Below are 12,466 nucleotides of genomic sequence, written 5' to 3' on the forward strand. Positions count from 1 at the left end.
GGCCAGCAAGACATGCACATCAGCCTTGAGCCCGGCCTTGCGCAGGCGATCCACCAGAGTGATGGCCAGCAGCGAATGGCCGCCCAGCTCGAAGAAGTTATCATGACGCCCTACTCGCTCCACCTCCAGAACCTGCGCCCAGATGTCGGCCATGGCGACTTCGACTGCACCTACCGGCGCCTCGTAGGCCTGACCGAGCAAGGCCGCAGGATCGGGGTCCGGCAAGGCGCGGCGGTCGAGCTTGCCGTTGCTGGTCAGTGGCAAGGCTGCCAGATAAGTGAAGGCGCGAGGCACCATGTAACCCGGCAAGCGGGCACGCAAGGCCTGACGCAATGCTTCGGGGTCCACTGGCGACGCTTCGGTGAACCAGGCCAGCAGTTGCTGATCGCGTACCAGCACCACGGCGTCTTTTATACCAGGCTGACTGGCCAGAACCGCTTCGATTTCGCCCAGTTCGATACGCATGCCGCGAATCTTCACCTGATCGTCGTTGCGGCCCTGATAGTCCAGAGTGCCGTCGCTGTTCCAGCGCACCAGGTCGCCGCTGCGGTACATGCGCGCATGGGCAACGTCGCTGAACGGGTCGGCGATAAAGCGTTCCTCGGTCATTTCAGGACGGTTCAGGTAACCCCGGGCAACACCTGCGCCGCCGATGTACAGCTCACCGGTCACGCCTATTGGTACCTGCTGCAAGCGCTCATCCAGCACATAAGTACGGGTATTGGCGATTGGGCCGCCGATGTGCAGTGTTTCACCGACCAGTACCCGGCCGGAAGTGGCAACCACGGTGGTTTCAGTCGGGCCATAGTTGTTGATCACGGCGAAACCCGGATCGCGATTGAATTGACGCAGGCGGTCGCCGCCGATCAACAGGGTGCGCAGAGTCGGATGATCTTCGTTCTGGCTGAAGGCGTATTCGGCAATGGGTGTAGGCAGGAAGCTGACGTCCAGCGGCTGGGCGCGCCACCATTGCAGCAAGGCGTCGATGTCTTCGCCTCCATCCTGATTGGGAGCCACGTGCAAGGTCGCACCGGAGCACAGCGTCGGCCAGATTTCCCAGGCCATGGCATCGAAACCGAAACCGGCCAGACTGGAAGCGTGTCCGCCCTCACCCAGCGAGAAAGCCTCGCAGTGCCAGTCCACCAGATGAGAGAGCGTACGATGCTCCACCATGACCCCTTTCGGCTGGCCGGTGGAACCCGAGGTGTAGATCACATAGACCAGATTGTCGCTGCTCAGGTTGGCGATCCGCGGGTTGGCGTGGGCGCCATGGCCCCAGTCGCTACCATCCAGCTCGATCAGCGGCAGGCTCAGTACTGGCAGGCGGTCGAGCAGATTCGATTGGGTCAGCACCACCACCGGCTGGCTGTCGCTCAACAGGTAGGACAGGCGCTCGCGTGGATGCGCCGGGTCGACGGGGACATAGGCGGCACCGGCCTTGAGAATCGCCAGCATGCCCACCAACGTTTCCAGACCGCGACGGGCAACCACCGCGACACGATCATCCGGGCGCACGCCCAGTTCGATCAGGCGGTGGGCCAGGCCATTGGCCTTGCGGTTGAGCTGAGCGTAAGTCAGGTGTTGTCCCTGATGGACCGCTGCCACTGCATCCGGACGAGTCCGGGCCTGATTTTCAATGCGCTTGTGGATCAGTTTCTCGCTGCTGGACACCGCATCGGTAGCATTCCAGCGCTGTAATTTCTGGTGTTCGCCAGGCGTCAGCAGGTCAAAATCCTCGACCCGCAACTCAGGGTTCTCCAGGGCCTGCTCCAGCACCTGCAACAGACGACCGGCGATAGCCTCGGCCTCTTCTGCGTCAAACCAGGCACGGTGATAGACCAGGTGCAGCCAGGCGTTGTCATTGAAGCGGTTGGTGCGCAGATGTATGGCCAGTGGCGTCGTTTCGTAGCCATTCGAGACTTTTACCGTCTGTGCCTGAGCCTCGCCATAGCGATATTCATGATCTTCCTGCTCGTAGGATACCGAGACCTCGAACAACTGACCCCGCTCCTCGCGAGCGACACCCAGGTTGCGATTCAGCTCGCTCAGAGGGAAACGCTGGTGGCGGAAGTCGCGCTTGAGCGTGTCACGCACCTCGTTGACCAGCCCGCCGAAGCTCAACTGTTCGTCAAAGGTCATGCACACTGCGCTGACCTGAGCGAAGTGGCCCATGGTCGCCTTGAAACGTGCCCCGATGCGGTTGAGCAATGGCAGGCCGACAACCCAGTCCTTGCGCTGTGCGGTACGGGTGAAATAGACATGCAAGGCCGCCAGCAGCACATGGAACGCCGAAGATCCGTTGCTTTCGGCGAACTGCTTCATGCGTGTGTGCAGCGTCTCTGGAAAGTTCTGCACCCAGGTATGGGACGGTGCAGGGTCGGTTGCCCGGCGGTTGTGGTAGCGCGATACCAGCAGCGGTTCCGGCAGGTTGCTGTACTTTTCCAGCCAGTAGGCCTTGTCTCGCTCGTAGCGTGGCGAGTCGTGGTAACGCGCGTCTTCCTGAATGAAATCGCGGTAGTCCGGGCCGTTGAAATCAAGGCTGCTGCCTTCAGCCAGTGCGGTGTAATGCTCGCCCAGGGACTTGATCATCTGCCCGAAGCCCCAGCCATCGATAATCAGGTGATGAACTATGCTGATCATCCAGTGGTGGTCTTCCCCCAGGCGCACAAGGCAGAACCTGAACAGTGGACTGCCATCCAGCGTGCAGGGGCGCTGCATATACTCAAGGGTCAGCGCGTGTGCCGCGCTTACAGGGTCTGGCTGGTCGCTCAAATCATGCAAGGGCATCGGCACAGGCATCGATTCGGCATAGGTCTGCAACGGCAGGCCATCTGCCGAGGCTCCCGGCAGCAACACGGTGCGCATTCCCTCGTGGGATGCAACCAGATGTTCAAGAGCGCGCTGATACGTCACCGGATCCAGGGGACCGGTAAGGTTCAGGTATCCGCCGATGTTGTAGAGGGGGGAATCACCGCGGCTGATCTGGTCAAGCCAGACGTCACGTTGGGCGGCGGTCAGGGGGAAAACATCGGCGGCAGACATGGTCCAGGTCCTTCCAGGCAGTTAAGCCGCGGATTCAAGCACCGCCCTGCCGACCCTGTATGTCCCCAAAAACCCCTACAATGGCCTAGAGCCACCATACAAAAAAACCTTGACAGCCGTTTCAGCCCTATAAAGTAGTAGCCTCGACCGCTCGTCACAAAATGCAATGACCGCCCTTGTAAAATAAAGTTCACAGCTATTAATTGGCTTGTCCCGGTTTTCCACTACAGACACAAAACAGCGCCTTGGGTTGAATACCGGCATTACCAGCGTCATTATTCAGGCGTCAACATAAGGTGTCGGCCACTGGAACACCATTAGTACAGTCAGAATCAGGGAAGATAGAAGTATGAAACTGACAACCAGTCATGAGCACAACCATGACCCGCGTTTTTATCAGCAACTGGGTCAACTGATTTCCAGCACCGGCAACAGTGCCTTTGCCAGGCAGATGCTACAGCTTGTCGATGCCTTGGTGCCCATTCACGGACTCGATCTCTGCGAATGGACCCTGAACGCGCCGCAGCAAAGCATCAGCCAGATCAACCGTCTCGGCAATGCAGGCCTGCAACATGATTTTCCTGTAACCGATAGCCGACACCACCCACTCCTGCAAAGCATCCTGAAGATGGAGGCACCCTTGCTTATCCAGCTCAAGGTGCCCTCGAACAAACAGAACCCACAGAACATCACCCACCAGTGCAACCTGGTCTCAAGCAATGGCGATCAGCGCTGGGTGATCTGCTTCTATCGCCTGCCAACCTTGCGACCGTTTTCCCTGTCCGAGCTTTCGCTGCTCAAGAGCCTTTCGGAAACCCTGTTGCCACTGGTCGAGCATCATAGCCAACTCCTCGCCCAGCCAGTCGTCCGTGGAGCAAGCACGGCACGCATCGAACCCGAGCAAGAAGCAGAAGCCGCATCCATGCACCAGGCCTTCAGCGGCCGACTTGCACAGGATGCGATCAACCTGTCAGCACGCGAGCAGGAAGTCTGCCTGGGCCTGCTGACCGGCGGCACCGTGCCGGAAATGGCACAGCGACTGCGAGTCAAGGCCAGCTCGGTGGAAACCTATCTCAAACGCGCCACCGTGAAGCTGGGCATCAGTGGGCGACATGGCCTGGCAAGGTGGATGGCGGGTGCCTGAAGAGGCTGTGTGAAAACGACTGCGTTCGCTATCCAGACACGTTCCTGCGCCACTGGCCATTTGGACATAAAAGCGCTCAAATAGCTTGCTTGCCAAGCTATTTGACGGAAAACCCGGGATAGAAGAATGCGATTGCCGTATCCACTGCTCCTCGCACTATGTTTCGGACTCACCCTTGCAGGCTGCAGCCTGTTCAAACCCAAACCTGATACCCCCTACAACCGGGGCTTCAATGCAGGCTGCGAGATCAAGCGTAAAAACGGAAGTTTCAGTGACCGAGACAATGACGCCCTGGTGGGGCTCCAAAACGCTTACTCCGAAGGCTGGAATGCAGGATATCGGTCATGCAACAAGCCCGACACCGTAATCTCCACACCCTATGATAAAGAGCAGGAGCAGAAGAAGAACTGCAATGCAAAGCACAGACTGTGTTACTGATGAGATGCCCCGGCTCTGCTTCAGAAACCCCGTGCCTCAAGTGCTGGATGCAGCCCGATACCTTGACGCTGCAGTCTCTGCTCACCTGGCGAAAAATACTGAGCTTGCCGAATATCTGATCCGCGCTGCCAACATGGATGAGGTCCGGGAATGGACAGAGTCATTATGGGGAAAAGCCAGCCAGTATGTTAAAGCGCGAACGGTTCCGGGAGCGCCACCAAAGCTGCTCAAGAACAACCGAATCCCGGTCAGGATGCCGAGTGTGGCCGAGAAGAAAATGGTTCATCTGCGCGACGGTTTTCACTGCAGGTTCTGTGGTGTACCTGTAATACGAGCGGAAATACGTAGTGTGCTGGCAAAAAACTACCCAGACGCCTTGCCTTGGGGGAAAACCAACGCTGGCCAGCATGCGGCCTTTCAAGCCCTTTGGGCTCAATACGATCACGTTCTGGCCCATGCTCGCGGTGGTGACAATAGCCTCGAGAATACCGTGCTGACCTGTGCGCCTTGCAACTTCGGCAAAATGAACCATACCGTCGAAGAGCTCAACCTTATTGACCCCAGGAAACGAGATCCCGTGAAAAGCATGTGGGATGGACTGGAGCGACTTCTGAATAGCCCTCTTTCGTGAGCTTGCCGCAATGTTGCCTGTAAGCAAGTCGTCGCGGCCAAGGCCCCTCCCACATTAGACGTGTACGTCTTAACTGATCGGCATACTCCGTCGGCAAGAGCGCTCGCGGCGAACCTCAATTCAACTGAACGTTACTCAAAGCTCCCCAAGACCCTGCGCCCAACGCCCCGAGCATCTTCGGTGCATGCCTGCCATCCACCCTCACAAAGAAAGCTTGCGTGTAAGCGCTATCGCGTTGCCCCCCACGAACGCCCATCTTGCGCTCGAAGTGATCGATGCAGCCGCTGTGGGTGATCAGCACCAGATTCTCGCCTGGTTTCTTGTGCGCCAGCACCGCATCCTTGAAACCACTGTCGCAATCCTCAACCCAGCGTTGAGTCGGCGCTGTCACCGAGATCAGATCAGCCGTTTGCCTTGTTCGAGTCAACGGGCTGGTAATGATGCTTGTCTTTTCCAGCCCCAACTGCTGCAAACCGGCTCCAACTTTCATGGCCGCCTGGCTGCCAATAACGGTGATGCCATCAGCATCGCCCATGCAGGCATTATGAGAACGATCACAACGTTCGGCATGCCTGATCATTACGACAACATCGCCTTTTGCCCACAGGCCATGAAGCCCCGACCTGCTCATATTATCGCCCACGCCCAAATCAACAATACGAGTCGCTGTCCATAACCAGACAAAAACTGCCAAGAGCGCGGATAGTGCAAGAAATAGTGCGACATTCTTTATGCCGAACTTGTTGGCATGTTGTTTATGAAGAAGTTGCTTTTCGGACGCCACACTATAAAGCTGAGTAAAAGCCACGCCATGATTCCTTGACCAGAGTTTTTTCGGTTTTTACAGGTGATGCATTCGCATCCCCGACCTCATGCCCGCAGGCTATTCAAGGCGCTGTCACCGAGAGGTCAATGAGTTGTCAAGTTTTCGTAGGAAAAAACGCTGCTCAGGGCACAGCAAAGAAAGTCTGTCTGATGAGGGGAAATGCAAAGAGACTTTTGACAACGATTTCACTTTAAATTGACTTTTACCTGAGTACCGTTGCCTCCAACTGCTACAGGCCCTACGCCAGAAAGTTAAAGAGCTGCGTAATGCGCATACTTGTTATTGAAGATCACAAAGATATTCTCGCCAACATCACCGAGTACTTCACCCTGAAAGGATTTGAAGTGACTGGGGCACTGGACGGACTGACCGGGCTACATCATGCCGTCACCGGCAATTACGACGCCATTATTCTGGACCTCATGCTACCAGGCATGGACGGTATTCTCCTGTGTAAAACCTTGCGGGAAAACACCGTGCAGCATGTTCCCATCTTGATGCTGACGGCTCGTGACGCCTTGGATGATCGTATATCAGGGTTCAATGTGGGTGCAGACGACTACATCGTCAAACCCTTTGCACTGTCCGAGTTACTTGCCCGGGTTGAATCCGTCGCACGACGCTTTAGCGGCATGAAAAAACGCATATTGCAGATACATGACTTGACGTACGACCTGGACACCCTGGAAGTCAGACGTGCAGGATGCTTGCTCAAGCTGAACCCTACCAGCATGGTACTTCTTGAACTGCTCATGCGTAAAAGCCCGGCCATAGTGAAGCGGAAGGATTTTGAGCAAGCGCTCTGGGGCAGCAATACACCCGACTCGGATAGCTTGCGGACCAGTATTTACACACTGCGCAAAGTCATTGATAAGCCTTTTGATATCCTTCTGCTGCACACCGCTCATGGCATGGGTTACAGGCTGCAAGGCCCAAGATAGGACAGGCCACTTCTTCCCGTGCCTGCCCACCCTCATACACCCCCACCACTGTTGCCCCACCAACACCTGAGCAACAGAGCACGCCCTCAAGCAACACCACCACCCCGCCAAAAACCATAAACCCGATTGAAATCAGCCTGTTAAGTTCTGGCACAGGACTTGCGACCTGAGCGACGCAGCTCTGATCACGGAGCTTCATCACAAAGGAATCGAACATGAGCGGACTCTTGAAGGTCATCGCTGTTTCAGGCGGGACCTGTTGCCCTTTTATCCTGACTGCCAATACGGTGCTGCCAGACAACTGGCTTGAGCCGATCTGCATGAGGGGATGCCTGTGACATCACCTGTGCCCGCCTCCTTTACTTCTCCGCTGCTACTGGCCCGCAACCTGGCGGCAGAGTTCGCCATCAATGCCGCCGAGCGCGACAAGAACGGTGGAACGCCACTGGCCGAACGCGACGCCCTGCGTCGCAGCGGGCTGTTGGCCCTGAGTATCCCGACCCGCTTTGGTGGCCTGGGTGCCAACTGGCAGGAAACGTTCGACGTAGTGCGTGAGTTCGCCAGGGTCGACAGTTCCATTGCACATGTATTCGGCTTCCACCACCTGATGCTGGCCACGGTTCGACTGTTCGCCAGTCCCGAGCAATGGCACCCGTGGTTCGAGCAGACGGCACGACAGAACTGGTTCTGGGGTAACGCGCTGAACCCCCTCGACACCCGCACCGTAATGAAAACCTTTGATGGCTGGCGTGAGTTTTCCGGACGCAAGAGCTTCTGTTCAGGGGCCAGCGATTCGGAAATGCTCATTGCCTCGGCGGTGGATGAAAATGCTGGCGGCAAGCTGGTAATTGCCGCTATCCCCAGTGGTCGCACCGGCATCACTCTGCACGACGACTGGGACAATATGGGCCAGCGTCAGACCGACAGCGGCAGCGCCACTTTCGAGCGGGTACGTATTGAAGAATCGGAACTGCTGCTTGATCCAGGCCCGTTGAGTACACCGTTTGCCTGCCTGCGCCCGCTGATTGCCCAATTGCACTTCACCAACCTGTTTCTGGGCATCAGTGAAGGTGCCTTTGAGGAAGCCCGGCAATACACCCTCAAGGAAAGTCGCCCGTGGTTCACTTCCCAGGCGCGGGATATCAGTGAAGACCCTTATGTGTTGCGTCATTACGGCGAATTCTGGGCAGCGCTCGAAGGGACACGCGCCCTGGTCGAACGCGCTTGTGTGCAGCTCGACGAAGCCTGGAACAAAGGCCCGGAACTGAGCAGCGAAGAACGTGCGCGCCTTGCGCTGTCCATCAGCAGCGCCAAGGTTGCGGCCACTCGCACGGGGCTTGATCTGTGCAGCCGCCTGTTTGAAGTGACCGGGGCCAGAGCCACCCATGCCGCCCTGCGTCTGGACCGCTTCTGGCGCAACCTGCGTACACAGACCCTGCACGATCCGCTGGATTACAAGCTACACGAGCTGGGCGACTGGGCCTTGAACGGCAAGCGTCCGACACCGACCTTCTATTCCTGAGCGAGAGCCCTTATGCAATTGCTGACACTTCCGCCCTCTCCATCCCTCGCGACCTCCATTCGCGCCACGGCCCAGGTGTTCGAGGACCCGAAATCCAAGACCCTGCTGGCCCATCTGCAACAGATCGCCCCAAGCGAAGCCAGCGTGCTGATCATCGGCGAAACCGGAACCGGCAAGGAGCTGGTTGCGCGACACCTGCATAATCTCAGCGGTCGCTGCAACGGTCCGTTCGTGGCGGTCAACTGCGGCGCCTTCTCCGAATCACTGGTGGAAGCCGAGCTGTTCGGCCATGAGAAAGGCGCCTTTACCGGCGCCCTGAGCGCCAAGGCAGGCTGGTTCGAGGAGGCCAACGGCGGCACGCTGTTCCTCGATGAAATCGGTGATTTGCCAATGGCCATTCAGGTCAAGCTGCTGCGCGTCTTGCAGGAACGCGAGGTGGTGAGGCTGGGGTCGCGCAAGAGCATCCCGATCAATGTGCGGGTCCTGGCGGCCACCAATGTGCAACTGGAAAAAGCCATCAATGCCGGGCATTTTCGTGAGGATCTGTATTACCGGCTGAACGTGGTGACCTTGTCGCTGCACGCCTTGCGCGAACGTCCCGGCGATATCCTGCCCCTGAGCCGCCACTTCATGCGCACTTACAGCGAACGCCTGGGTTACGGGCAGGTGGAACTCACCCCAGAGGCCCAGTCCAAGCTGGTCAGCTACAGCTGGCCCGGCAATATCCGTGAGCTGGAGAACGTGATTCACCATAGCCTGCTGACCTGCTGCGACGGCAAGGTTCAGGCTGAAGACCTGCGCCTGTCCAACCTGCGTCTGGAGCGTCAGGACGAACAGTTGCCGAGCCATGATGGCAATGCAGTGGACGATCTGCTGCAGAAAGCATTCAACAGGCTTTACGAGAAGCAGTCGGGCAATCTTCATGAGCACGTCGAGAATGCGCTGCTACGCTCTGCCTATCATCACTGCCACTACAATCAGGTTCATACCGCGCAATTGCTCGGTCTTTCACGCAACGTGACCCGTACCCGCCTGATCGCCATTGGCGAACTGGTGGTGAACAAACGCCGCAACCAGAACCACGCACTGGACAATCGCGTCGTACAGCTATCGATCTGAAGCCATGGCTTGGGCGCCCGGCACGGGCTACCCGAGCGGCTTGCCTCTGCTGCAACTGTCCACCCAGCAACAGTTGTTCAGCATTATGCCTTCGATTACACAGCCCCGTTTCGGCCTCGATTGCGCGCAACGCCCACTGGCCGTGGCCTGTAGCACATGGCATGACACCTGCAATCCCGTCATTACTTCCCAACCCTGACTGGATACCACGCGATGCGTCTGATTGATCTGGCCTTGCCCCGCCTCCCTCGTTCCCTGAAGCTTCTGGCCTGCTCCGGCCTGATGGCTCTGGCCCTGAACCCGTCTGCCCGCGCTGAAAATGCGCCTGAGGAAGTGCGTCTGGATTACGCCTACTACTCGCCTGTCAGCCTGGTGCTCAAGCACTTCGGCTGGGTCGAAAAGGCGTTGCCGAACTCGAAAGTCAGTTGGGTGTTCAGCCAGGGCAGCAACCGCTCGCTGGAGTACCTGAACAGCGGTGGCGCCGACTTCGGATCGTCGGCCAGCCTCTCGGCGGTGCTGGCACGGGCCAATGGCAGCCCGATCAAGTCGGTGTATGTCTACAGCCGTGCCGAATGGACTGCATTGGTGGTGCGCAAGGACTCGCCACTCAAGAGCGTGAACGATCTTAAAGGGAAGAAGATCGCCGCGACCAAGGGCACAGACCCGTATCTGTTCACCCTGCGCTCACTGGCCAAGGCGGGCCTGGAAAAGAATGACGTGGAACTCCTGCACCTCCAGCATCCGGACGGACGCACCGCGCTGGAGAAAGGCGATGTCGACGCCTGGGCCGGTCTTGACCCGCACATGGCCGCCAGCGAATTGCAGGCCGGTTCGCGTCTGCTGTACCGCAACAAGGACTTCAACAGCTATGGCGTGATCAGCGTGACCGAGGCTTTCGCCAAGGCCCATCCACAAACCATCACTACCGTGATCAAGGCCTATGAGCAGGCACGTCACTGGGCCATTGCCCATCCGGAAGAATTCGCCAAGCTGCTGGCTGATGAGTCCAAACTGCCGCTGGATGTTGCCAAGCTGCAACTGACCCGTACTGATTTGTCTGCGCCACAACTGACTGACAAGGATATCGTCGCCTCCAAGGCTGCCGCACCGATTCTGGTATCCGAGGAACTGGTCAAGCGCGGTGTCGATGTCAATCAGGTCATCGATCAACTGATCGATCCATCCTTTGGCAAGGCCAGTATCGAGTGATGAGCACTTCCAGCAAAGCCCTCGCCGGGGCAAGTCCGGCAGAGCAATCCGCCAGTCGTGCTCCTCAGTGGCGACGCCGGGCCAAAGGCCTGGCATTGCCTCTGGCGATCATCCTGCTGCTTGAAACCGTGGTGCGTCTGGGCTGGATAGCTTCCTACCAGATGCCAGCTCCCAGCGAGGTGGCACAGACCCTGTTCCAGCTCGCCGATGGCGCGTTGTGGAAACACATTGGAGCAAGCCTGTCACGGGTGCTGGCCGGTTTCTTCATCGGTTCGTTCCTGGGGCTGCTGTTTGCCGCCTGGGTAGGCCTCAGCCGCGAGGCCGAAGCCTGGCTGGAGCCGACCTTCGCCAGCCTGCGGGCCATCCCAAGCCTGGCATGGGTTCCACTCTTGCTGCTGTGGCTGGGAATTGGTGAAACCTCCAAGGTCACGCTGATTGCCATCGGTGCGTTCTTCCCCGTGTACCTCAACGGGGTCGCAGCGATTCGCAATATCGACCGCAAGCTGGTGGAAGTCGGGCGCATGTATGGTTTCAGCCGCACGCGCCTGGCCCGGCGGATTCTCTTGCCTGCCGCCTTTCCGGGCGTGTTCACCGGCCTGCGCAGCGCCCTGAGCCTGAGCTGGATGTTCCTGGTCGCCGCTGAACTGATCGCAGCCACTCGTGGCCTGGGCTATCTGCTCAGCGATGGCCGGGAAACGTCTCGGCCAGACCTGGTGCTGGCGGCAATCATTGTTCTGGCGCTGCTCGGTAAAATCAGCGACGGCCTGCTGGCTGGCCTGGAAAAACGCTGGCTGGCCTGGCGTGACACCTTCGACGGCGCAGACTCTGGAGCCCGACCATGACTCAGCTTCATCGTGCGACTACAGATCAGGCGCCTTTGCTGGACCTGCATGTCGAGCACAAGGCTTTCGGTGATACCGCCGTTCTCGGTCAGCTTGAGTTGCGCCTGCAACCGGGGGAAATCGTCAGCCTGCTCGGCCCCAGCGGCTGCGGCAAAAGCACTCTGCTGCGCCTGATTGCACAGCTGGATCAGGACTTTCGCGGCCAGTTGCGCAAACGCCCCGATGAGGTCGGTTTCGTGTTTCAGGAACCACGCTTGATGCCCTGGCTGACGGTTGCCGAGAATATCGGCTTCAGTCAGGACAAGAATTACGACCGCGCCCTGGTCACCCGCCTGATCGACGAAGTCGGCCTGACCGGCTTTGCCGACGCGCTGCCCAAGGCGTTGTCGGGCGGCATGGCCCAGCGCGTGGCCATTGCACGCGGGCTTTACGGCCAGCCGCAGCTTCTGTTGCTGGACGAACCCTTCAGCGCGGTCGATGCCTTCACTCGCTTCAAGCTTCAGGACCTGCTACTGGATCTGGCCCAACGTCACCATATCGGCCTGCTGGTCGTGACCCACGATGTCGATGAAGCGCTGTACCTGAGCCATCGGGTGCTGGTGATCGGCAACCGCCCCGGCACTGTCATCAGGGAGCTGACCGTACCTCTCACCTACCCCCGCGACCGCAGAGACGAAACCCTGGCAAAGCTGCGCAGCCAGGCGCTGGAGTCACTGCATGATGCGCGGGTGATTTGATATTTTGTCGCGGAG

12 protein-coding genes (1 of these 12 running past the window's edge) are annotated in these 12,466 nt (G+C 58.4%); 10 read left to right on the plus strand and 2 right to left on the minus strand.

Features of this window, described 5'->3' with window-relative positions:
* Window positions 1–3,042, minus strand: the start of a protein-coding gene (locus tag ACODS3_RS07285) for a non-ribosomal peptide synthetase (RefSeq protein WP_489033901.1). The gene continues 6,456 nt to the left of window position 1, outside the view; 3,042 of the gene's 9,498 nt are visible here — the first part of the coding sequence; it begins with the start codon at window positions 3,040–3,042; its stop codon lies beyond the left edge, outside the window.
* A 349-nt stretch (window positions 3,043–3,391) separates the two neighbouring features.
* On the opposite strand from ACODS3_RS07285, the gene ACODS3_RS07290 reads away from it, so the two are divergent.
* Both ACODS3_RS07290 and ACODS3_RS07295 read left to right on the plus strand, forming a co-directional pair.
* Window positions 3,392–4,186 (plus strand): helix-turn-helix transcriptional regulator, encoded by a 795-nt coding sequence (locus ACODS3_RS07290; RefSeq protein ID WP_201017066.1) that lies wholly within the window; start codon window positions 3,392–3,394, stop codon window positions 4,184–4,186.
* 412 nt (window positions 4,187–4,598) lie between these two features.
* Entirely contained in the window at window positions 4,599–5,255 is a 657-nt protein-coding gene (locus ACODS3_RS07295; RefSeq protein ID WP_489033902.1) for an HNH endonuclease, read from the plus strand.
* A gap of 115 nt (window positions 5,256–5,370) precedes the next feature.
* Here the strand turns inward: ACODS3_RS07295 and pmrG are convergent, their stop codons facing one another.
* A complete protein-coding gene (gene pmrG / locus ACODS3_RS07300; RefSeq protein WP_489033903.1) occupies window positions 5,371–6,063 on the minus strand; it encodes a lipopolysaccharide core heptose(II)-phosphate phosphatase PmrG in 693 nt (230 codons plus the stop codon).
* A 284-nt stretch (window positions 6,064–6,347) separates the two neighbouring features.
* On the opposite strand from pmrG, the gene ACODS3_RS07305 reads away from it, so the two are divergent.
* The 8 genes from ACODS3_RS07305 (at window position 6,348) to ACODS3_RS07340 (ending at window position 12,451) form a co-directional block, all read left to right on the plus strand.
* Window positions 6,348–7,022, plus strand: coding sequence for a response regulator transcription factor (locus ACODS3_RS07305; protein WP_489033904.1), 675 nt, complete (start codon window positions 6,348–6,350; stop codon window positions 7,020–7,022).
* A 215-nt stretch (window positions 7,023–7,237) separates the two neighbouring features.
* Window positions 7,238–7,360: a hypothetical protein gene (locus ACODS3_RS07310; protein WP_268939517.1), complete on the plus strand. Its 123-nt coding sequence runs from the start codon at window positions 7,238–7,240 to the stop codon at window positions 7,358–7,360.
* Window positions 7,351–8,544, plus strand: coding sequence for an acyl-CoA dehydrogenase family protein (locus tag ACODS3_RS07315; protein WP_201017063.1), 1,194 nt, complete (start codon window positions 7,351–7,353; stop codon window positions 8,542–8,544). The genes ACODS3_RS07310 and ACODS3_RS07315 overlap by 10 nt, the downstream gene beginning before the upstream one ends.
* Before the next feature lie 12 nt (window positions 8,545–8,556).
* Entirely contained in the window at window positions 8,557–9,663 is a 1,107-nt protein-coding gene (locus ACODS3_RS07320) for a sigma-54 interaction domain-containing protein (protein WP_201017062.1), read from the plus strand.
* Between the two features lie 4 nt (window positions 9,664–9,667).
* Window positions 9,668–9,862: a hypothetical protein gene (locus ACODS3_RS07325; RefSeq protein WP_201017061.1), complete on the plus strand. Its 195-nt coding sequence runs from the start codon at window positions 9,668–9,670 to the stop codon at window positions 9,860–9,862.
* A gap of 83 nt (window positions 9,863–9,945) precedes the next feature.
* Window positions 9,946–10,872, plus strand: coding sequence for an aliphatic sulfonate ABC transporter substrate-binding protein (locus ACODS3_RS07330; protein ID WP_201017210.1), 927 nt, complete (start codon window positions 9,946–9,948; stop codon window positions 10,870–10,872).
* Entirely contained in the window at window positions 10,872–11,714 is an 843-nt protein-coding gene (locus ACODS3_RS07335) for an ABC transporter permease (protein WP_201017060.1), read from the plus strand. The genes ACODS3_RS07330 and ACODS3_RS07335 overlap by 1 nt, the downstream gene beginning before the upstream one ends.
* A complete protein-coding gene (locus ACODS3_RS07340) occupies window positions 11,711–12,451 on the plus strand; it encodes an ABC transporter ATP-binding protein (RefSeq protein WP_489033905.1) in 741 nt (246 codons plus the stop codon). Before ACODS3_RS07335 ends, ACODS3_RS07340 begins: the two co-directional genes overlap by 4 nt.
* Window positions 12,452–12,466: the final 15 nt, after the last annotated feature.

It is taken from the genome of Pseudomonas sp. FG43 (genome assembly GCF_057809175.1).

Coding starts and splice junctions, on each gene's coding strand:
- ACODS3_RS07290 (WP_201017066.1), top strand. CDS start 3,392: ATGAAACTGACAACCAGTCATGAGCACAACCATGACCCGCGTTTTTAT.
- ACODS3_RS07295 (WP_489033902.1), top strand. CDS start 4,599: ATGCAAAGCACAGACTGTGTTACTGATGAGATGCCCCGGCTCTGCTTC.
- ACODS3_RS07305 (WP_489033904.1), top strand. CDS start 6,348: ATGCGCATACTTGTTATTGAAGATCACAAAGATATTCTCGCCAACATC.
- ACODS3_RS07310 (WP_268939517.1), top strand. CDS start 7,238: ATGAGCGGACTCTTGAAGGTCATCGCTGTTTCAGGCGGGACCTGTTGC.
- ACODS3_RS07315 (WP_201017063.1), top strand. CDS start 7,351: ATGCCTGTGACATCACCTGTGCCCGCCTCCTTTACTTCTCCGCTGCTA.
- ACODS3_RS07320 (WP_201017062.1), top strand. CDS start 8,557: ATGCAATTGCTGACACTTCCGCCCTCTCCATCCCTCGCGACCTCCATT.
- ACODS3_RS07325 (WP_201017061.1), top strand. CDS start 9,668: ATGGCTTGGGCGCCCGGCACGGGCTACCCGAGCGGCTTGCCTCTGCTG.
- ACODS3_RS07330 (WP_201017210.1), top strand. CDS start 9,946: ATGGCTCTGGCCCTGAACCCGTCTGCCCGCGCTGAAAATGCGCCTGAG.
- ACODS3_RS07335 (WP_201017060.1), top strand. CDS start 10,872: ATGAGCACTTCCAGCAAAGCCCTCGCCGGGGCAAGTCCGGCAGAGCAA.
- ACODS3_RS07340 (WP_489033905.1), top strand. CDS start 11,711: ATGACTCAGCTTCATCGTGCGACTACAGATCAGGCGCCTTTGCTGGAC.